Annotated in this window: 19 protein-coding genes; 8 read left to right on the top strand and 11 right to left on the bottom strand. The window is 68.1% G+C overall.

Translation table 11 applies throughout. The features are described 5' to 3' along the window. Positions 1-75: 75 nt before the first annotated feature. Positions 76-1,497: an AmpG family muropeptide MFS transporter gene (locus MBR110_RS02505; protein ID WP_059558744.1), complete on the top strand. Its 1,422-nt coding sequence runs from the start codon at positions 76-78 to the stop codon at positions 1,495-1,497. Beyond that, positions 1,487-2,524, top strand: coding sequence for a M48 family metallopeptidase (locus MBR110_RS02500; RefSeq protein WP_011886338.1), 1,038 nt, complete (start codon positions 1,487-1,489; stop codon positions 2,522-2,524). Before MBR110_RS02505 ends, MBR110_RS02500 begins: the two co-directional genes overlap by 11 nt. Positions 2,525-2,570: 46 nt before the next feature. On the opposite strand, the gene MBR110_RS02495 is transcribed toward MBR110_RS02500, so the two are convergent. After that, positions 2,571-3,515, bottom strand: coding sequence for an AraC family transcriptional regulator (locus MBR110_RS02495; protein ID WP_181709154.1), 945 nt, complete (start codon positions 3,513-3,515; stop codon positions 2,571-2,573). 224 nt (positions 3,516-3,739) lie between these two features. On the opposite strand from MBR110_RS02495, the gene MBR110_RS02490 reads away from it, so the two are divergent. Then, a complete protein-coding gene (locus tag MBR110_RS02490; RefSeq protein ID WP_011886340.1) occupies positions 3,740-4,792 on the top strand; it encodes an NAD(P)-dependent alcohol dehydrogenase in 1,053 nt (350 codons plus the stop codon). Between the two features lie 132 nt (positions 4,793-4,924). On the opposite strand, the gene MBR110_RS02485 is transcribed toward MBR110_RS02490, so the two are convergent. From MBR110_RS02485 to gatC, 5 genes are all read right to left on the bottom strand, one after another. Beyond that, positions 4,925-5,698, bottom strand: a complete 774-nt coding sequence (locus tag MBR110_RS02485) for an exodeoxyribonuclease III (RefSeq protein WP_011886341.1) — start codon at positions 5,696-5,698, stop codon at positions 4,925-4,927. Between the two features lie 46 nt (positions 5,699-5,744). Next, the gene (locus tag MBR110_RS02480; protein WP_045578687.1) at positions 5,745-6,584 is read right to left on the bottom strand and encodes a polyphosphate kinase 2 family protein; all 840 of its coding nucleotides are present in this window, start codon (positions 6,582-6,584) and stop codon (positions 5,745-5,747) included. A gap of 125 nt (positions 6,585-6,709) precedes the next feature. Continuing rightward, positions 6,710-8,182: an Asp-tRNA(Asn)/Glu-tRNA(Gln) amidotransferase subunit GatB gene (gene gatB, locus MBR110_RS02475; protein ID WP_011886343.1), complete on the bottom strand. Its 1,473-nt coding sequence runs from the start codon at positions 8,180-8,182 to the stop codon at positions 6,710-6,712. Positions 8,183-8,186: 4 nt separating this feature from the next. Continuing rightward, entirely contained in the window at positions 8,187-9,677 is a 1,491-nt protein-coding gene (gatA, locus tag MBR110_RS02470; protein ID WP_011886344.1) for an Asp-tRNA(Asn)/Glu-tRNA(Gln) amidotransferase subunit GatA, read from the bottom strand. Positions 9,678-9,745: 68 nt separating this feature from the next. Then, the gene (gatC, locus tag MBR110_RS02465) at positions 9,746-10,045 is read right to left on the bottom strand and encodes an Asp-tRNA(Asn)/Glu-tRNA(Gln) amidotransferase subunit GatC (protein ID WP_006407213.1); all 300 of its coding nucleotides are present in this window, start codon (positions 10,043-10,045) and stop codon (positions 9,746-9,748) included. Positions 10,046-10,412: 367 nt separating this feature from the next. Between gatC and MBR110_RS02460 the strand changes: the two genes are divergently transcribed. The 5 genes from MBR110_RS02460 to rodA all read left to right on the top strand — a co-directional run bounded on the left by MBR110_RS02460 (position 10,413) and on the right by rodA (position 16,689). Beyond that, positions 10,413-11,456 (top strand): rod shape-determining protein, encoded by a 1,044-nt coding sequence (locus MBR110_RS02460; RefSeq protein ID WP_004189550.1) that lies wholly within the window; start codon positions 10,413-10,415, stop codon positions 11,454-11,456. A 139-nt stretch (positions 11,457-11,595) separates the two neighbouring features. Beyond that, positions 11,596-12,630 carry a rod shape-determining protein MreC gene (gene mreC / locus MBR110_RS02455; protein WP_034192458.1) on the top strand — a complete coding sequence of 345 codons (1,035 nt, stop codon included), beginning with the start codon at positions 11,596-11,598 and terminating at the stop codon, positions 12,628-12,630. Beyond that, on the top strand, positions 12,627-13,139 hold the full coding sequence (gene mreD / locus MBR110_RS02450) for a rod shape-determining protein MreD (protein ID WP_011886346.1): 513 nt from the start codon (positions 12,627-12,629) through the stop codon (positions 13,137-13,139). Before mreC ends, mreD begins: the two co-directional genes overlap by 4 nt. A 110-nt stretch (positions 13,140-13,249) precedes the next feature. Next, positions 13,250-15,529, top strand: coding sequence for a penicillin-binding protein 2 (mrdA, locus tag MBR110_RS02445; protein WP_181709153.1), 2,280 nt, complete (start codon positions 13,250-13,252; stop codon positions 15,527-15,529). Positions 15,530-15,540: 11 nt separating this feature from the next. Next, complete coding sequence (gene rodA / locus MBR110_RS02440; protein ID WP_034192456.1) at positions 15,541-16,689, top strand: rod shape-determining protein RodA; 1,149 nt, start codon at positions 15,541-15,543, stop codon at positions 16,687-16,689. Positions 16,690-16,788: 99 nt separating this feature from the next. Here the strand turns inward: rodA and MBR110_RS02435 are convergent, their stop codons facing one another. The 5 genes from MBR110_RS02435 to queC form a co-directional block, all read right to left on the bottom strand. Beyond that, entirely contained in the window at positions 16,789-17,505 is a 717-nt protein-coding gene (locus tag MBR110_RS02435; protein ID WP_045578683.1) for a tetratricopeptide repeat protein, read from the bottom strand. Positions 17,506-17,639: 134 nt separating this feature from the next. Next, the gene (locus tag MBR110_RS02430) at positions 17,640-18,425 is read right to left on the bottom strand and encodes an HpcH/HpaI aldolase family protein (protein WP_011886350.1); all 786 of its coding nucleotides are present in this window, start codon (positions 18,423-18,425) and stop codon (positions 17,640-17,642) included. Between the two features lie 323 nt (positions 18,426-18,748). After that, complete coding sequence (queD, locus tag MBR110_RS02425) at positions 18,749-19,201, bottom strand: 6-carboxytetrahydropterin synthase QueD (protein ID WP_011886351.1); 453 nt, start codon at positions 19,199-19,201, stop codon at positions 18,749-18,751. An 18-nt stretch (positions 19,202-19,219) separates the two neighbouring features. Then, positions 19,220-19,852 carry a 7-carboxy-7-deazaguanine synthase gene (gene queE / locus MBR110_RS02420; RefSeq protein WP_011886352.1) on the bottom strand — a complete coding sequence of 211 codons (633 nt, stop codon included), beginning with the start codon at positions 19,850-19,852 and terminating at the stop codon, positions 19,220-19,222. A gap of 75 nt (positions 19,853-19,927) precedes the next feature. Next, entirely contained in the window at positions 19,928-20,662 is a 735-nt protein-coding gene (gene queC, locus MBR110_RS02415; RefSeq protein ID WP_011886353.1) for a 7-cyano-7-deazaguanine synthase QueC, read from the bottom strand. Between the last annotated feature and the right edge of the window lie 117 nt (positions 20,663-20,779).

The following is a 20,779-nucleotide window of genomic DNA, read 5'->3' as shown; positions in this document are numbered from 1 at the left end:
GCGGCCGTCCGTTCTGCACCGCCCGCGCCGCCTGCGCCGCGGCCGCAATCAGTCAACGCTACCCAGTCCCAGTCCATGTCGAAAACGCCACACGAGGCGCCCGCCCTTACCGCTCACGAGGATCATCCCGGCTGGCGCGCCTATCTGAACACGCACATGCTGATCTGCGTGTTCCTCGGCTTCACGTCCGGGCTGCCGCTCTTCACGCTCGTCTACCTCGTGCAGGCATGGCTGCGCTCCGAGGGCGTGAACCTGAAGGAGATCGGCCTGTTCGCGCTGATCCAGTTCCCCTATACGTGGAAGTTCCTGTGGGCGCCGCTGATGGATCGCTACGTGCCGCGCCTGCCCGGCTGGCGGCCGGGCCGCCGGCGCGGCTGGCTGCTGCTCACGCAGCTGCTGGTCGCCGGCGCGATCGCCACGCTCGGCTTGGTGTCGCCGCGCGACTCGATCTGGACGGTCGCGGCGCTCACGACACTCGTCGCATTCTTCGGCGCGAGCGCCGACATCGTGATCGACGCGTATCGCCGCGAGCTGCTGCGCGACACCGAACAGGGCCTCGGCAACGCGGTGCACGTGAACGCATACAAGCTCGCCGCGCTGATCCCCGGCTCGCTTGCACTGATCCTGTCCGACCACCTGCCGTGGGATGCGGTGTTCGCGATCACCGGCGCGTTCATGCTGCCGGGCATCCTGATGACGCTGGTCGTGCGCGAGCCCGAAGTGGCCGGCACGCCGCCGCGCAATCTGCGCGACGCGATCGTGCTGCCGTTTCGCGAATTCATCCAGCGCGACGGCTGGTCCGGCGCGCTGCTCGTCATCGCGTTCATCTTCCTGTTCAAGATCGGCGACACGATGGCCACCACGCTGTCGACGTCGTTCTTCCTCGACATCGGCTTCACGCGCACCGAGATCGGCATCGTCGCGAAAACCACCGCGCTGGTCGCGAGCGTCGCCGGCGGCATCGTCGGCGGCGTCTGGCTCGTGAAGATCGGCATCGGCCGCGGGCTGTGGATCTTCGGCGCGCTGCAGATGGTGTCGACGCTCGGCTTCGCATGGCTCGCGCAGCTCGGCCCCGGCTCGCCGGTGCTCGCGGCGCTGTACGACGTCACGCTGTCCACGAGCCACGCGATCGCCGCGGCGCTGTCGACGTTCGGCATCGCGGCCACGCCGCAATTCAGCCCGATGACGGTCGCGCTCGCGATCGTCTACGGCGTCGAGACCTTCGCGACCGGCCTGACGATGGCCGCGTTCGTCGCCTACATCGCCAGCACGACCGATCCGCGCTACACGGCCACGCAGTTCGCGCTGTTCACGAGCCTCGCATCGGTGCCGCGCACGCTCGCGTCGGCCGCGAGCGGCTTCATCGTCGCGAAGATCGGCTGGTTCGACTACTTCCTCGTCTGCACCGCGCTCGCGATTCCCGGCATGCTGCTGCTGTTCAAGATCGCGCCGTGGAACGGCGTCGCGCGCAACGGCGAGGCGAGCCGTGCGCAGTGAGCGTCGGCATCGGGTCGCCGCCGCACTGAGCGCCGGCCTCGTGCTGTTGGGCGGCGCTGGCAGCGCCCATGCTGCCGACGCCAGCGCGCCATCGGCCAGCCCCCCACCCGCCACGACGCCCGCGGCCGTGTCCGCCGCCGCGCCGCCGGTCGCACCGTCCGGCGCGGAAGCCGCACAGCCGAGCGGCGCGGCCGCACATGCGAAAGCCTACACACCGGCGGCGCAGCAGGTGCGCTACGGCAACGCGATCGCGTTCCGCACGCTGATTCCGTCGCCGCTGCTCGAGCAACTCACCGCGAGCGAATACGCGCAGATCGTCCAGACCGCCGCCGACGGCAACCGCCTGCTGCCCGCGACGCAGCCGGGCGTGAAGCGCCTGCGCGCGATCGTCGACAAGCTCGCGCCGTATTCGGTGAAGTGGAACGATCGCGTGAAGAGCTGGCAATGGGACGTCAACGCGATCCGCTCGCGCGAGATTCGCGTCATGTGCCTGCCGGGCGGCAAGGTGCTGGTGTACGGCGGGCTGCTCGATCGCATCCGGCTGAACGACGACGAGCTCGGCGTGCTGCTCGCGCACGGCATCGCGCATGCGCTGCGCGAACATGCGCGCAGCAATTTCGGCGCGACGACGCAGACGTCGCTGCGCGCGGCCACGCTGCCGCCGCTGTTCGGCGTCGGCGATCCGCTGCCGCAGGCGCTGAACCTGGGCGCGCGTCTGCAGACGCTGCGCTACGACCCGACCGACGAAACCGAAGCCGACGTGATCGGCGGCGACATCGCCGCCCGCGCGGGCTTCGATCCGCGCGCGGCGATCACGCTGTGGGACAAGCTCGCCGCGGCGACCCGCGCGAACCGCACGTCGGGCTTCATCTACCTGCACCCGTACAGCGCCGCGCGCCGGCAGGACCTGCTGAACCGCTTGCCCGACCTGATGCCGCTGTATGCGAAGGCGATCGGCACACGCGTCGACGCGCTGCCCGACTACGCGGGCATCAGCGCGCAGCGGCGCAAGGTCGCGCGGCGCTGAGCGCCAGCGGCGGCGGCGGCGGCTGATCCGTCGGGCCGGCCGCGCGCTACGCGTCGAGTTCCGACTCGACCGGCCGGCTGCCGCTGTCGCGCATCGAGCGCACCTCGTCGCCGGGGCTGCGGCCGAACAGCCGCTTGAACTCGCGGCTGAACTGCGACGCGCTCGCATAGCCGACCCGCGCGGCGGCGGCGCCTGCCCCCAAACCGTCCTGGATCATCATCAGCCGCGCCTGGTGCAGGCGCGCGGCCTTCACGTACTGCATCGGGGAAGTCGCCGTCACGTGCTTGAACTGCGCGTGGAACACCGCGACGCTCATGCCGGCCTCGCGCGCGAGCGTGTCGACGTTGAGATCGGCTTTCAGGTCTGCGTGAATGCGCCGCAGCGCCTTCGCGACGCGTCCGAAATGATGCTGCTGGACCAGCGCCGCGCGAATCGCGTCGCCCTGCGCGCCGGTCAGCACGCGATACGCGATCTCGCGCATGATGGCCGGCCCGAGCACGCGCGTGTCGTGCGGCGACGCGAGCGCTTCGAGCAGCCGCAGCACCGCGTCGGCGAGCGGCGCGTCGAGCGAGGTCGAATACACGCCATGCGGCTCGCTCGCCGCCGCGCCGAGCGTCTCGTCGAGCAGGATCGCCAGTTCGGCGATCACGGCCAGATCGATGCGGATCGAGATCGCGAGAAACGGCTCGTCCGGGCTCGCGAAAGTCTCGCATTCGAACGGCAGTGGCACCGACAGCACCAGATACTGCTGCGCGTCGTAGACGAACGAGCGGTCGCCGAGATAGCCGAGCTTGCGGCCCTGGCACACGACCACGATGCTCGGCTCGTACAACACCGGCATGCGCGGCACGGGCCGGCTCACGCGAATGAAGCGCACGCCGTCGAGCGCCGCGAGCGTGTCGCCTTCGTGCGGCGCGAGGCGCGCATGCAGCTCGATCATGCGGCGCCGAACGCGCTCGCCCGAGTCGTCGAAAAGGGGCTGGAAGCTCATCGGCGTCGTCCTGTCCGGCAAGAGAATCAGGCTCGCAATGTAGCACCGGGAAAGCGTCCCGGCGGCCGCCCGCGCCAAATTCGAGAGGAATAGGCAAATCTTCCAGACCTTCGTGTATTTCGCCGGCGCGGCGCGCTCCTTAGGATGGGAGCCTGTCTCGCCGCGCCGCCACATGACGCGGCGGCAGCCCGTTTTGCCGGATTTCCGGATCAGGAGCCCATTGCATGAGCACAACCTACGCTTACGCGGCGACCGACGCGCGCTCGCCGCTCGCCCCTTTCGAACTCCAGCGCCGCGCGCTGCGCGACCTCGACGTGCAGATCGAGGTGCTGTACTGCGGCGTCTGCCACTCGGACCTTCATCAGGCCCGCAACGAGTGGCGCAACACGATCTACCCGGTCGTGCCGGGCCATGAAATCGTCGGCCGCGTCAGCGCGACCGGCCCGCAGGTCTCGCGCTTCAAGGTCGGCGAGCTGGTCGGCGTCGGCTGTCTCGTCGATTCGTGCCGCACCTGCCCGAGTTGCGCGGAAGGCCTCGAGCAGTATTGCGAGAACGGCTTCGTCGGCACCTACAACGGCCAGGACCGCGTGACGGGCGAGGTCACGTACGGCGGCTATTCGACGCGGATCGTCGTCGACGAGGCGTTCGTGCTGCGCGTGCCCGAGTCGCTCGATCCGGCCGGCGCCGCGCCGCTGCTGTGCGCGGGGATCACGACCTATTCGCCGCTGCGCCAGTGGAACGCCGGCCCCGGCAAGAAGGTCGGGATCGTCGGCCTGGGCGGCCTCGGCCACATGGGCGTGAAGCTCGCCCGCGCGATGGGCGCGCACGTCGTGCTGTTCACGACGTCGCCGTCGAAGATCGAAGACGGCAAGCGGCTCGGCGCGCACGAAGTGGTGGTCTCGAAGGACGAAGCGCAGATGAACGCGCACCTGAACAGCTTCGACTTCATCCTCAACACGGTCGCCGCGCAGCACGACCTGAACCCGTTCCTGAACCTGCTGAAGCGCGACGGCACGATGACGCTCGTCGGCGCGCCCGAGCACGACCATCCGTCGCCGCAGGTGTTCAACCTGATCTTCAAGCGCCGCCGTCTCGCGGGCTCGCTGATCGGCGGGATCGCCGAAACGCAGGAGATGCTCGATTTCTGCGCGCAGCATGGGATCACGTCGGACATCGAGGTCATCCCGATGCAGCAGATCAATGCCGCGTACGAACGGATGCTCAAGAGCGACGTGAAGTACCGGTTCGTGGTCGACATGGCGTCGCTCGCGCAGTAACCGGCGTCGCAACGGAAACGGGCCGCATGTCGAACGACATGCGGCCCGTTTTTCATCGACCGTCGGAACGGCCCGACGGCCGCGCCATGCGCCATGCGCATCGCGCTACACGCATCGCGGCGATGCCGCCGCTCACTTCTTGTAGTCGTAATCGACCGTCAGCGGCGCGTGATCGCTGAACTTGATGTCCTTGAAGATCGACGTGCTTTTCGCGGTGCCCGCGACGCCCGGCGTCGCGATCTGGTAGTCGATGCGCCACCCGACGTTCTTCGCGTACGCCTGGCCGCGGTTGCTCCACCACGTGTACTGCTCGGGGCGCGGGTCCAGCGTGCGGAACACGTCGACGTAGCCGACCTCGTCGAACAGCTGCGTGAGCCACGCGCGCTCCTCGGGCAGGCAGCCCGAGTTCTTCTGGTTGCTCTTCCAGTTCTTGATGTCGATTTCCTTGTGGACGATGTTCACGTCGCCGCACAGGATCACCTCACGCTGCTGCTTCAGCTCGGCGAGATGCGGCATGAATTCGTCCATGAAGCGGTACTTCGCCTGCTGGCGCTCTTCGCCGCTCGAGCCGGACGGCACGTACACCGACACGACCGACAGCTTGCCGTAACGCGCCTCGACGTAGCGCCCCTCGGGATCGAATTCGCTGCTGCCGAAGCCGATGATCACGTCGTCGGGCTCACGGCGGCTGTACACGCCCGCACCGCTGTAGCCCTTCTTCGCCGCGTGATGGAAATAGCTCTTGAAGCCGTGCGGCTCGACGAATTCGGCCGGCAGGTCGTCGGCCGACACCTTGATTTCCTGCACGCACACGCAGTCGGCGTTCTGTTCGCCGAGCCAGTCGAAGAAGCCCTTCTTCGCGGCGGAGCGGATGCCGTTCAGGTTGGCGGTAATCACTCGCATCATGTCGGGTTCCGTGGTTCTGTTCGTTTCGATGGGTTTGACGGGATCGCTAGCTGATCTTCACGCCTTCGAGCTCCGGCTTCGGCGGCGGGAATTCGAGCTTCATGTCGGTCAGCGTGCGCAGCAGCAGCTCGGCGATCATCACGTTGCGGTGCGTCTTCGAGTTCGCCGGAATCACGTACCACGGCGCATGCTCGACCGACGTCGCGGCGAGCGCATCGCGGTATGCCGACTGATACGCATCCCAGTGCTTGCGCGCGTCGAGATCGGCGATGTCGAACTTCCAGTGCTTGGTCGGATCGTCGATGCGCGCCTGCAGCCGCGCGCGCTGCTCGTCCTTCGAGATGTGCAGGAAGCACTTGACGATCGTCGTGCCGCTCTCGACCAGCATCGTCTCGAAATCGCGGATCTGCCGGTAGCGGCGCTCGCATTCCTTCGCGTCGATCATGCCGAGCACGCGCGGCACCAGCACGTCTTCATAGTGGCTGCGATTGAAGATCGCGAGCTCGCCCGCGGCCGGCACCTGCGCATGCACGCGCCACAGGAAGTCGTGCGCGGCCTCGATCGGCGTCGGCGCCTTGAACGGCACGACGCGCAGGCCGAGCGGATCGACTTCGCGGAACACCGCGCGCACGGTGCCGTCCTTGCCGCTGGTGTCCATGCCCTGCAACACCAGCAGCACGCGCTTCTTGTGCTGCGCGTGCAGGCGTTCCTGATGCGTGTCGAGTTCGGTCGACACGGCCGACAGCCGTTCGCGGTCGGTGTCCTTCGAGCCCGACGAGAACGGCTTCGCCGCCGGATCGAACGCGTCGAGCGTGAATGCGGCAGCTGCCTTGTCGCGCGTGCCGTACGGCACGCGGAAATCGTCGAGCGACGGTTGTTTCGCCATTCGTTCCTCCGTTGGACGGTGCGCGGTCAGTCGCACACGATAGCGCATCCGCCAAAGCGACGGGCCGCCCCGAACAGGTTCGGCGGCGGCCCGTCGTCACACGCGGCTCAGGTGCGCGGCCACGTTCAGCCGAGCTTCTTCTTCAACAGCTCGTTGACCTGCTGCGGATTGGCCTTGCCCTTGGTCGCCTTCATCGCCTGGCCGATCAGCGCGTTGAACGCCTTCTCCTTGCCCGCGCGGAATTCCTCGACCGATTTCGCGTTCGCCGCGAGCACCTCGTCGATGATCGCCTCCAGCGCGCCGGTGTCGGAGATCTGCTTGAGGCCCTTCGCGTCGATGATGCGGTCGGCCGCACCTTCATCGGTTGCCTTCTCGTCCCAGATCGTCGCGAAGATTTCCTTCGCGATCTTGTTCGAGATCGTGCCGTCGGCGATGCGCTGCAGCACCAGCGCGAGCTGCGCGGCCGACACCGGAATCGCGTCGATCTCGATGCCGTCGCGGTTCAGCTGCGACGATACGTCGCCCATCAGCCAGTTCGCGGCGATCTTCGCGTTCGCCGCGCCGGCCTTCGCGACCACCGCCTCGAAGTACGCGGCCATCGCCTTGCTCGACGTCAGCACGCCGGCGTCGTACGCGGACACGCCGTACTGGTCGACGAAGCGCTGCTGGATCGCGGCCGGCAGCTCGGGCATCCCGGCCTGCACGCGCTCGATCCAGTCCTGGCCGATCACGAGCGGCATCAGGTCGGGATCGGGGAAGTAGCGGTAGTCGTGCGCGTCTTCCTTGCTGCGCATCGAGCGCGTCTCGCGCTTGTCCGGATCGTACAGGCGCGTTTCCTGCACGACTTCGCCGCCGTCCTCGATCAGCTCGATCTGGCGTCGCACTTCGTAGTTGATCGCCTCCTCGAGGAAGCGGAACGAGTTCAGGTTCTTGATCTCGGCGCGCGTGCCGAACTTCTCCTGGCCGACCGGGCGCACCGACACGTTCGCGTCGCAGCGGAACGAGCCTTCCTGCATGTTGCCGTCGCAGATGCCGAGCCACACGACGAGCGCGTGCAGCGCCTTCGCATAGGCGACGGCCTCGGCCGCGCTGCGCATTTCCGGCTCGGTGACGATCTCGAGCAGCGGCGTGCCCGCGCGGTTCAGGTCGATCCCGGTCATCCCGGCGAAGTCTTCATGCAGCGACTTGCCCGCATCTTCCTCGAGATGCGCGCGGGTCAGGTTGACCGTCTTCTCGTATGCCGGCTTGCCGGCCTTTTCATTGGCCGGCACCTGGATCGTGATCTGGCCGCCCTGGACGACCGGGATCTCGTACTGGCTGATCTGATAGCCCTTCGGCAGATCGGGGTAGAAATAATTCTTGCGCGCGAAGATGCTGCGCGGCGCGATGGTCGAGCCGATCGCGAGGCCGAAGCGGATCGCCCGCTCGACCGCGCCGCGGTTCAGCACCGGCAGCACGCCCGGCAGCGCCAGATCGACCGGGCAGGCCTGCGTGTTCGGCTCGGCGCCGAACTGCGTCGGCGCGCCGGAGAAAATCTTCGAGACGGTCGACAGTTGCGCGTGCGTCTCGAGACCGATGACGACTTCCCATTGAGTCATATGCTTACACCCCTGCCGGTACTTGCTTGTGCCAGTCGGTCGCGCGCTGGAACGCATCGGCGACCTGCAGCATCCGGGCTTCGTTGAAATAGTTGCCGATGATCTGCAGACCGACCGGGCGCTTCGCGTTCGCGCCGGCGCCGAAGCCGCACGGCACGCTCATGCCGGGCAGGCCGGCGAGGCTCACGGACAGCGTGTAGATGTCGGCGAGATACATCTGCACCGGATCGTCGCCCTTCGCGCCGAGATCCCATGCGACCGTCGGCGACGCCGGGCCCATGATCACGTCGCAGGACTTGAACGCTTCCTGGAAATCCTGCGCGATGATGCGGCGGATCTTCTGCGCCTGCAGGTAGTAGGCGTCGTAGTAGCCGTGCGACAGCACGTAGGTGCCGACCAGGATCCGGCGCTTCACCTCGGGGCCGAAGCCTTCGGCGCGCGACTTCTTGTACATGTCGAGCAGATCGCCGTACTGCGCGGCGCGGTGGCCGAAGCGCACGCCGTCGAACCGCGACAGGTTCGACGACGCTTCCGCCGGCGCGATCACGTAGTAGACGGGAATCGACAGCTCCGTCTTCGGCAGCGACACCGGCACGAGCGTCGCGCCGAGCGCTTCATATTGCTTGAGCGCCGCGTCGATCGTCGCGCGCACGTCGTCGGCGAGGCCCGCGCCGAAATACTCGTTCGGCAGGCCGATGCGCAGCCCGGCGAGCGGCCTGGCCGCATCGCTGCCGGCCGTCCACGGCTGGCCGAGGTGGCGCGTGAAGTCTTCGTCGTCGCGCTCGAGGCTCGTCGAGTCGCGCTCGTCGAAGCCGGCCATCGCGTTCAGCAGCAGCGCGCAGTCGGACGCGCTCTGCGCCATCGGGCCGCCCTGGTCGAGCGACGACGCGAACGCGATCATCCCGTAACGCGACACGCGGCCGTAGGTCGGCTTGATGCCCGTCACGCCCGCGAACGACGCGGGCTGGCGAATCGAGCCGCCGGTGTCGGTGCCGGTGGCGGCCGGCGCGAGGCGCGCGGCGACGGCGGCCGAGCTGCCGCCCGAGCTGCCGCCCGGCACCGCGTGGGTGTCCCACGGGTTCTTCACCGCGCCGAACGCGGAGTTTTCGTTCGACGAGCCCATCGCGAACTCGTCCATGTTGGTCTTGCCGAGCGTGACCATGCCGGCCGCCTGCAGGCGGGCGACGACGGTCGCATCGAACGGGCTCTGGTAGTTTTCGAGCATCTTCGAGCCGGCGGTCGAGCGCCAGCCGCGCGTGACGAACACGTCCTTGTGCGCGATCGGCACGCCGGTCAGCGGGCCGCCCGCGCCGCGCGCGAGCTCGGCGTCGGCGGCCTTCGCCTGCGCGAGGGTGAGGTCGGCGTCGACGTGGACGAACGCGTTCAGGTCGCGTGCCGCGTCGATCCGTTTCAGGTACAGCTGCGCGAGCTCGACGGCCGAGCATTCCTTGGCGGCGAGCGCGGCGCGCAGTTCGGTCAGGCTTTTTGCGTGCATTGAATGGTTTTCCTGGGAATTCTGGGTCGCGCGCGCGGCGTGGCGCCGGCGCGCGTGTCGTCGAAGGCTTACTCGATCACCTTCGGCACGAGATAGAGGCCGTCCTGGACGGCCGGCGCCGGACGCTGGTTGTCGTCGCGATTGACGACTTCCGTCACGGCGTCGTCGCGCAGGCGCTGCGCGACTTCCTGGATCTGTTCGATCGGGTGGGCGAGCGGCGCGATGCCGGCGGTGTCGACCGCCTGCATCTGCTCGACGAGGCCGAAGAACTCATTGAGCTGGCCGAGCGTGTGCTCGGCGTCGGCGTCGGCCATTTCGAGTCGCGCCAGGTGCGCGATGCGTTTCACATCGGTCAGGGTCAGGGCCATGCGATCACCGGAAAAACAAGACTGCGCAGCGCAATCTGAAACCGCGCTGCGGCGGGGGGTTGGAGGGTGCGATCCCACCCTCAAAAATCGGGACCGAAGCGGCAAAAATACCGTCCGTTTCGGTTCAAATACCGCGAAATTATAAGGTATCATTACGCGTTCGACCCAAACCCGGCCAGCCTTTTCCCGCACCGTTTCGCCGCTTCGGCAAGCCGTGCGTGCTTCGTGCGGTTCCCGGTAGACATCACTCGCAGCTTCGTGCGCCGCGGCGGCCGCTTCCGCCACGCTTCCCGAGGCTGTTATTTTTTCCGCTGCCGCCCTCAGCGCTCGCTATCCAGGGCCGGCTCAGAGCGAAACAGGATTCTGAATGTTCGGTTTTTTGCGCAGCTATTTCTCCAACGATCTCGCGATCGACCTCGGCACCGCAAACACCCTGATCTACATGCGCGGCAAGGGCATCGTGCTCGATGAGCCGTCGGTGGTGTCGATCCGCCAGGAAGGCGGCCCCAACGGCAAGAAGACGATCCAGGCAGTCGGCAAGGAAGCCAAGCAGATGCTCGGCAAGGTGCCGGGCAACATCGAGGCGATCCGCCCGATGAAGGACGGCGTGATCGCCGACTTCACCGTCACCGAGCAGATGATCAAGCAGTTCATCAAGACGGCGCACGAGTCTCGCATGTTCTCGCCGTCGCCGCGCATCATCATCTGCGTGCCGTGCGGCTCGACCCAGGTCGAGCGCCGCGCGATCAAGGAAGCCGCGCACGGCGCGGGCGCGTCGCAGGTCTACCTGATCGAGGAGCCGATGGCGGCCGCGATCGGCGCGGGCCTGCCGGTGTCGGAAGCCACCGGCTCGATGGTCGTCGACATCGGCGGCGGCACGACCGAAGTCGGCGTGATCTCGCTCGGCGGCATCGTCTACAAGGGCTCGGTGCGCGTCGGCGGCGACAAATTCGACGAAGCGATCGTCAACTACATCCGCCGCAACTACGGGATGTTGATCGGCGAGCAGACGGCCGAGGCGATCAAGAAGGAAATCGGCTCCGCGTTCCCGGGCTCCGAAGTCAAGGAAATGGAAGTGAAGGGCCGCAACCTGTCGGAAGGCATTCCGCGCAGCTTCACGATCTCCAGCAACGAAATCCTCGAAGCGCTGACCGACCCGCTGAACCAGATCGTGTCGTCGGTGAAGATCGCGCTCGAGCAGACGCCGCCGGAACTCGGCGCCGACATCGCCGAGCGCGGGATGATGCTGACGGGCGGCGGCGCGCTGCTGCGCGACCTCGACCGCCTGCTCGCGGAAGAAACCGGCCTGCCGGTGCTCGTCGCCGAAGATCCGCTCACCTGCGTCGTGCGCGGCTCGGGCATGGCGCTCGAGCGCATGGACAAGCTGGGCAGCATCTTCTCGTACGAGTGATCGCCGCGTGATCGCCTAGGCAGTCCCGTTTGACATGACGCACGCGCGGCGTGGCCGGATCGCTCGCTCAGAACGAACCGCCACGCCGTTTGCGCGTCTGAGCATTATTTAACCGATCACCACGCGCCCGGCGCCGACCATGGAATACAGTCCGCCGCCTCTCTTCAAGCAAGGTCCGCCTGCGCTCGCGCGGCTCATCTTCTTCGTCGCCCTCGCCATCGCGCTCCTCGTGTCGGACGCGCGCTTCAGCACGCTCGAAATCGTCCGCGGCGTGCTCGGCACCGTGCTGTACCCGTTGCAGCGCGCGGCGCTCGTGCCGCGCGACCTGTTCATGGGCGCGGCCGACATCGCGGTCACCGGCGCGTCGCTGCGCCACGAGAACGACGCGCTGCGCAAGCGCAACCTGCAGCTGTCCACCCAGGCCAACCAGGCCGCGGTGCTGGCGCAGGAAAACATCCATCTGCGCGCGGTGCTCGAGCTGCGCCAGCACATCGCGACGCAATCGACGCCGGTCGAGATCCAGTACGACACGAGCGACCCGTTCACGCAGAAGATCGTCATCGGGCAAGGCTCGCAACAGGGCATCCAGCACGGCGCGCCGGTCGTCAGCGAGGACGGCGTGGTCGGCCAGGTCACGCGCGTGTTCCCGCTGCAGGCGGAAGTCACGCTGATCACCGACCGCGATCTCGCGATTCCGGTGCAGGTGCTGCGCACCGGCCTGCGCAGCGTGATCTACGGCACGCCGAAGGGCGATGCGCTGGATCTGCGCTTCGTGCCGACCAGCTCGGACCTCGTCGCGGGCGACGAGCTCGTCACGAGCGGCCTCGACGGCGTCTATCCGCCCGGCCTGCCGGTCGCGAAGGTCGTGCGCGTCGACAAGCTCGCCGATACTGCGTTCGCGCGCGTGACCTGCGCGCCGATCGCCGCGGTGCGCGGCGCGCGCGAGATGCTGGTGCTGCATTACCGCAGCGACGTCCCGCCGCGCCCGGCCGAGCCCGAGCCGACCGACAAGAACGCGAAGGGCAAGAAAGGCGCGAAGGGCGCGGCGAAGGTCGACAAGGAGAAGGCCGACGCGAACGCGAAGCCGGCCGCCGCACCGGGCGCGACGCCCGCGGCAGCGGCTCCGGCGGCGCCCGCGCAGCCCGCGGCCGGGCAACCAGGAGCCCAGCGATGAATCGCCCGCAATACATCCTGCAGCCGGTCAACCCGTACTTCATCGTCTTCAGCCTCGCCGCCGCGTTCCTGCTGAACCTGATGCCGTGGGGCCGCCTGCCCGGCGTGCCCGACTTCGTCGCGCTCGTGCTGCTGTTCTGGAACATCCATCAGCCGCGCAAGGTCGGGATGGGCGTCGCGTTCGCGCTCGGCATCCTGATGGACGTGCACGACGCGGGGCTGCTCGGCGAGCATGCGCTCGCCTATACGCTGCTGTCGTACGGTGCGATCACGATCCACCGGCGCGTGCTGTGGATGCCGATCGGCGTGCAGGTGCTGTACGTGACGCCGCTGCTGGTCGGCGCGCAACTGGTGCCGTTCGTGATCCGGCTGATGATGGGCGCCGCGTTCCCCGGCTGGCGCTATCTGGTGGACGGCTTCGTCGAGGCCGCGCTGTGGCCGATCGCGAGCCATCTGCTGCTGATGCCGCAACGCCGCCCGGTCGACCCGGACGACACGCGCCCGATCTGAGCCGCACCGGAACCGCCCCTTGATGACCTGCCGCCCCCACGCCCCAAGCGCCCCGAGGCGGCCCCTCGCCCGCGCGCTCGACGTGCGCGGGCCGGATCGACTGTAAGCGCATGACCGAATTCAACGACACCCAACAGCAGCTCTCGAAGTTCCGCCTGCGCGTCGCGGCGGCGGGCGTGTTCGTGTTCGTCTGCTTCGGGCTGCTCGCGAGCCGCTTCTTCTACCTGCAGCTGCTGCAGCACGGCAAATACGCGCTGCAGGCCGAGGAAAACCGCATCTCGGTCGCGCCGATCGTGCCGAACCGCGGCATCATCACCGACCGCAACGGCGTGGTGCTCGCGAAGAACTACTCGGCGTACACGCTCGAGATCACGCCGTCGAAGCTCGACGACACGCTCGACAACACGATCGACAAGCTGTCCGAGATCGTTCCGATCGACGCGCGCGACCGCCGCCGCTTCAAGAAGCTGCAGGAAGACTCGAAGAATTTCGAGAGCCTGCCGATCCGCACGCGCCTGACCGACGCCGAAGTCGCCCGCTTCACCGCGCAGCGCTTCCGCTTCCCCGGCGTCGACGTGCGCGCGCGGCTGTTCCGCCAGTACCCGCTCGGCATGACGGCCGCGCACGTGATCGGCTATATCGGCCGGATCTCGAAGCGCGACCAGGATCGCATCGACGCGATGAGCGACGACAACGACAGCGATCCGGAACACTACGATCCGCGCCGCGACGCGAACAACTACAAGGGCACCGACTACATCGGCAAGATCGGCGTCGAGCAGAGCTACGAGACCGAGCTGCACGGCCTGACGGGCTTCGAGGAAGTCGAGGTGACGGCCGGCGGCCGGCCCGTGCGCACGCTGTCGCGCACGCAGGCGACGCCCGGCGACAACCTCGTGCTGTCGCTCGACATCGCGCTGCAGCAGGTTGCCGAGCAGGCGTTCGCCGGCAAGCGCGGCGCGCTCGTCGCGATCGAACCGAAGACGGGCGACGTGCTCGCGTTCGTGTCGTCGCCGAGCTTCGACCCGAACTCGTTCGTCGACGGCATCGACCAGCAGACCTGGGACGAGCTGAACAACTCGCCCGACAAGCCGCTCCTGAACCGCCCGCTGCACGGCACCTACCCGCCCGGCTCGACGTACAAGCCGTTCATGGCGCTGGCCGGCCTGACGCTCGGCAAGCGCACGCCGGGCTGGGGCTTCCAGGATCCCGGCTACTTCACGTTCGGCGGCCACACGTTCCGCAACGACGTGCGCTCGGGCCAGGGCTGGGTCGACATGAACAAGGCGATCATGGTGTCGAACGACACCTACTTCTACATGCTCGCGCGCGACCTCGGCGTCAATGCGATCGCGAACTTCATGAAGCCGTTCGGGTTCGGCCAGATCACCGGCATCGACATCCAGGGCGAGGCGCGCGGGATCCTGCCGTCGACCGAATGGAAGAAGAAGGCGTTCAAGAAGCCTGCGCAGCAGAAGTGGTACGACGGCGAGACGATCAGCCTCGGGATCGGCCAGGGCTACAACTCGTTCACGATCCTGCAGCTCGCGCATGCGACCGCGACGCTCGCGAACAACGGCGTCGTGATGAAGCCGCACCTGGTGAAGGAAGTCGAGGATCCGATCACGCGCGCGCGCCACCTGACGGTGCCGAAGGAAAGCGAGGTCATCCCGCTCAAGGCCGCCGACCTCGACGTCGTGAAGCGCGGGATGGAGAACGTCATCGACAACCCGTCGGGCACCGCGTACAAGGTGTTCCGCGGCGCGCAGTACGTCGCGGCGGGCAAGACCGGCACCGCGCAGGTGTTCTCGCTGCAGGGCTCGAACTACAAGGGCCACCTGCTCGCCGAGCATCTGCGCGACCACGCGCTGTTCATCGCGTACGCGCCGGTCGACCATCCGCAGATCGCGCTCGCGCTGGTCGTCGAGAACGGCGGCTGGGGCGCGCAGTCCGCCGGCCCGATCGCACGCCGCGTGCTCGACTACTACCTGGTCGAGCGCCAGAACCCGAAGAACGAGGCCGCGGCCGTGGCCGCCGCCGCATCGGCGACCGAGCCGGTGAGCGCGCCCGTGATCGGCGACGCGACGAAGCCCGTCACCGTGGCGGCCGGCTTCACGGCGCTGCCGCCACCGGTGGTGCCGAGCGCGGCGAGCGCGGCGCAGGCCGCGTCGGCACCGGGTGCTGCGGCGGCCGCCAGCGCGGCGCCGGCGACCGAGGCAACCGAGGCGAGCGCTGCGGCGCCGCGGCCCGCGAGCCTGCCGCCGATCCGGCGCCCGCACCGGCCGCGCCGGCCGGCCAGCGATGCGCAGCCGCTCGCGGCCGCGCCGCGCGACGACAATTCCCGAGCCGCAGCCGCCGCGAAGGCGGCGAACGCCGGCACCGCTCATTAACGGAGAAAGGCATGCAATTCGACAAGCGCGCCTGGCTCGACAAGATCAAGCAGATGTTCGCGGGCTTCGACCGCCCGCTCGCCCTCATCGTGTTCCTGCTGATGTGCGTCGGCATCGTCACGCTGTACAGCGCGAGCATCGACATGCCGGGCCGCGTCGAGGATCAACTGCGCAACATCCTGCTGACGTTCGTGCTGATGTGGGTGATCGCCAATATCCCGCCGACGACGCTGATGCGCTTCGCGGTCCCGCTCTATACGGTCGGGGTCGCGCTGCTGGTCGCGGTCGCGCTGTTCGGCATGACCAAGAAGGGCGCGAAGCGCTGGCTGAACGTCGGCGTCGTGATCCAGCCGTCCGAGATCCTCAAGATCGCGACGCCGCTGATGCTCGCGTGGTACTACCAGCGCCGCGAAGGCGGGCTGCGCTGGTACGACTTCCTCGCCGCGTTCGGCATTCTGCTGGTGCCCGTCGGGCTGATCGCGAAGCAGCCCGACCTCGGCACCGGCCTGCTGGTGTTCGCGGCCGGCTTCTTCGTGATCTATCTGGCCGGCCTGTCGTTCAAGCTGATCGTGCCGGTGCTGGTCGCGGGCGTGATCGCAATCGGCTCGATCGCGGTGTTCGAGGAGCGCATCTGCCAGCCGGAAGTGCAATGGCCGCTGATGCACGATTATCAGAAGCACCGCGTGTGCACGCTGCTCGACCCGACCTCCGACCCGCTCGGCAAGGGCTTCCACACCATCCAGGCGGTGATCGCGATCGGTTCGGGCGGGGTGCTCGGCAAGGGTTATCTGAAGGGTACGCAGGCGCACCTCGAATTCATTCCGGAGAAGCACACCGACTTCATCTTCGCGGTGTTCTCCGAAGAATGGGGGCTCGCGGGCGGGCTCGTGCTGCTGACGCTGTACATGGCGCTGATCGCGCGCGGACTCTACATCGCCGCGCAGGGCGCGACGCTGTTCGGCCGGCTGCTCGCCGGCTCGCTCACGCTCGCGTTCTTCGTCTATGCGTTCGTGAACATCGGCATGGTGAGCGGCGTGCTGCCGGTCGTCGGCGTGCCGCTGCCGTTCATGAGCTACGGCGGCACCGCGCTCACGACGCTCGGCATCGCGATCGGGATGATCATGAGCGTCGCGCGGCAGCGGCGGCTGATGAAGAGCTGAGCGCCCGCACGACGGGTGGCCGCATGCGGCCGCGGCAAGCGAAAACGGCGCCTCGGCGCCGTTTTTCGTATCGACGAGCGGTCGCGGCCGGTCGCGCGCTCACTGCGGCGCCGCGCGCGGGCTCGCATGGTCCGCGCCGCCGCCCGCCGCGGGTTCCTGCGCCTTCAGCCGCGCACTCAGCTCCTTGAATTTCAGCCCGGCCGTCTCGTCGCCCTGCGCGGCGGCCGCCGCGTAGTAGGCACGCGCGATGTTCAGGTTCTGCACGACGCCGTCGCCGCCGCGCTCGTAGAACGATGCGGTCACGTACTGCGCCGTCGGCTCGCCCGAATCGGCCGCCTGCTTGTACCAGACGAACGCCTGCCGGTTGTCGCGCGGCGTGCCGCGCCCGTCGAGAAACTGGTTCGCGAGCGACAGCTCGGCCTGCACGTGCCCCTGCTTCGCCGCGCGCAGGAACCAGCGGTGCGCTTCGGCCGGGTTGCGCGCGACGAACTCGCCGTCGTCGAACATGCGCCCGTACACGTACTGCGCGTGCGACATGTTGGCGTCGGCCGCCCGCTTGAGCCAGCGCAGCCCCTCGTCGACGTTCGCGCTCACGCCGACGCCGGTGAGCAGCATCATCGCGTAATTGAACTGCGCGAGCCGGTCGCCGCGCTCGGCCGCGTCGTGGAACTGCACGAGCGCGGCGCGATAGTCGCCGGCGTTGTAGTCGGCTACCGCGGATTGCGTCTCGTGCGCGGGATCGGGTTTCGGGTGCGGGGTGGTTTGGGCGGTGGCTGCGGCGGCGGTTGCCGCGCAGAGTACGCACAGGCCGAGCATCGCGCCGAGCCGCTCGCGCGGACCGACCGCGTGGCATGCGGATCGGGCGCGGGCATCGGTGCTTGGTTCTGGGGTCGTGCCTGGTCCTGCGTCAGTCGGGGCGCCGGCTCCTGCTCCGTTTCGATCGACGTCGTTCATGACCGCACCTCCTGCAGCGCCTGGCGTGTTGCGCGCAGCAGCCAGCTCACGTCGGCCGACAGCGCGATCATCCGGTAGCCGGCGTCGCGGTACTGGCGCGCGCCCGCCACATCGTTCGCGAAGATGCCGACCGCGACGCCGGCCTGCTTGCCCGCCGCCAGCACGCGCGCCATCGCGGCGGCGACGTCCGGGTGGCGGCTGTCGCCCAGATGCCCGATGCTCGCCGCCAGATCGGCCGGGCCGACGAACAGGCAGTCGACGCCGGGCGTCGCGGCGATCCGCTCGACCTCGTCGATGCCGCGCGCCGATTCGATCTGCACGATCACCGCGACTTGCGCGTTCGCCGTCTGCAGATAATCGCGGCGCATGCCGAACGCCGCCGCGCGCACCATGCCGGCCACGCCGCGCAGGCCATCGGGAGATTCCGGCGACGGAAAGCGCGTGAGCCGCACGGCGTGCGCGGCTTCTTCGGGCGTTTCGATACAGGGAAACATCAGCGTGCGCGCGCCGGCGTCGAGCGCGCGCTTCACGAGCCACGGCTCGCGCCCCGGCACGCGCACGACCGGCTCGGTCGGCAGATGCGCGGCAGCGAGCGCCCGCAACTGCGATGCGACGTCGCGGCTGTCGTTCGGCGCATGCTCCATGTCGATGCAGAGCCAGTCGTAGCCGGCGTGTGCGAGCGCTTCCGCGACCGAGTCGCAGCCGAGCGACAGCCACAGGCCGTACAACGGCTCGTCGCCGTCGTGTAGACGTTGCTTGATGGTGTTGGTGAGCGTGCTCATCGATACGGCCTCCCGGCGGACAGGCAGTCGAACGGAACAGCACTGGGGAACGGCCGGACGGCAGCGCCCGAGCGGACGCGCAGGCGGCGCCACGCGTCGATCATAGCGCGCCGTCGGGCGAAATGTGGGATGTGCGGCGAAGCGTGGTGATGCGGGTGCGGAGGGAGGTGCGAGGGGGCGGTGGGTCAGCGGGTCGACCACGTTGGCGGGTCAGCGAGTCATCGAGCTAGAGAATCAGCAGGCTAGCAGTTCGGCGCGCCTGCGAATCGACCAATCAATAAAATCAAACGAGCCAGCGACCCACCCGCGCCGCCGACCCACCGTCAGCGCGACGGCTCCCGCTCGACGTCGGCCCAGCAGTTCGGCGTTTCGTACAGGCGCACGCGCTCGAGGCGCAGGTTCACGCCGTAGTGCGCGTCGTACACGTGCGCGAGGATGTCGAACGCGATCGCGGCGAGGTTCTCGACGGTCGGAATCCGGTCGAGCACGACGGTCTTGTGGTCGGCCATCTGCTCGAGGAACGAGCGCACGACCTCGTCGCGCGCGTAGACCAGGAACGCGTGATCCCACTTGTCGACGAGATGCTCGACCGCGAGCGCCTTCACGTCGGCGAAATCCATCACCATGCCGCGGTCGGGCGCGCCCTCGGTATCGACGAGATCGCCGCGCAGCGTGACTTCGAGCACGTAGCGATGACCGTGCAGGTTCCTGCACTGGCTGCGGTGATCGGGAATGCGGTGGCCCGCGTCGAATTCGAGTTTTCGGGTAATCAGCACGATGTCAAAAGCCGTCGCTCAGGGAATGTTCAGATATTTGTGGGTCTGCATCGACAGCCGCCACTGCGGATGCCGCTTGCACCAGTCGATCGCGAGCTTCGTGTTGATGTCGCGCGACGGACCGTCCATCGGCTGCACGAGAAAGTACTCGAAATCGAGCTTCGCGTAGTCGGCGAGCCGCTGGTTGTCCTGCGGAATCACGACCTTCAGCTCGTTGCCCTTCGTGACGACGAGCGGCGCGTCGGCCTTCGGGCTCACGCAGATCCAGTCGATCGTGTCGAGCACCGGCAGCGAGCCGTTGGTCTCGATCGCGATCTCGAAGCCGGCCGCGTGCAGCGCGTCGACGAGCGGCTGATCGATCTGCAGCATCGGCTCGCCGCCGGTGCAGACGACGAAGCGGTGCGCTTCGCCGTGCGGCCACAGGCCGGCGATCGTCGCGACGAGCGCGGCGGCGTCCTTGAACTTGCCGCCGTTCTCGCCGTCGGTGCCGACGAAATCCGTATCGCAGAAGCGGCACACGGCGTCCGCACGATCCTCTTCGCGGCCGGACCACAGATTGCAGCCGGCGAACCGGCAGAACACGGCCGGACGGCCCGCGTTCGCGCCCTCGCCCTGCAACGTGTAGAAAATTTCCTTGACCGCGTAAGTCATCGTGCTTCGTCCGGCTCGCGCCGCTCGTTGTCGATCAGAATCGGTTGTCCATCAAGCGCTGCCGGCGCTGCCGCCTCACAGCGGCGCTTCGGTCACCCGCTCGCCCTTCAGGTAGGCCTCGTAGCCGCGCTTGCGCAGCTTGCAGGCCGGGCATTCGCCGCAGCCGAAGCCCCAGTCGTGCAGTTCGGCGCGCTCGCCCACGTAGCACGTGTGCGTCTCGACGCGAATCAGCTCGACCAGCGCGGCGCCGCCGAGCTGTTCGGCGAGTTGCCACGTCTGCGCCTTGTCGAGCCACATCAGCGGCGTCTCCAGCACGACGCGCGTGTCCATGCCGAGGTTCAGCGCGACCTGCAGCGCCTTCATCGTGTCGTCGCGGCAGTCGGGGTAGCCCGAGAAATCGGTCTCGCACATCCCGCCGACCAGCACGCGCAAGCCGCGGCGATACGCAATCGCGGCCGCGATCGTCATGAACAACAGGTTGCGGCCGGGCACGAACGTGTTCGGCAGGCCGTTCGCCGCGGTCTCGATCTCGATCGTGCGCGTCATCGCGGTGTCGCTGATCGCGCCGAGCACCGACAGGTCGATCATGTGATCGTCGCCGAGGCGGCCCGCCCACGCGGGGAAGCGGTGCTTCAGTGCGTCGCGCACGCCTTCCCGGCATTCGAGCTCGACGCGGTGGCGCTGGCCGTAATCGAAGCCGAGCGTCTCGACCGTCTGGTAGCGTTCGAGGGCCCAGGCCACGCACGTGGCCGAATCCTGGCCGCCGGAAAACAACACGAGCGCGCCGTCTTTAGCGTCTGTCCGAATCACCGTGATACTCCGTGAATGTGTAGGCTCGCGTCGCGCTGCGCCGCGGGGCCGGCTGCCGCCGGGCGGCCCGACGCGTGCCGGCCCTTGCCGGCTCGACCAGTATAGGCAGCGCGGTCG

The sequence above is a fragment of the Burkholderia sp. MBR-1 genome (assembly GCF_013822785.1).
In the GTDB taxonomy this organism is placed as follows: domain Bacteria; phylum Pseudomonadota; class Gammaproteobacteria; order Burkholderiales; family Burkholderiaceae; genus Burkholderia; species Burkholderia vietnamiensis.
The sequence above is the reverse complement of the archived record's forward strand: the minus strand, read 5'-3'. Positions and strand labels throughout refer to the sequence as shown.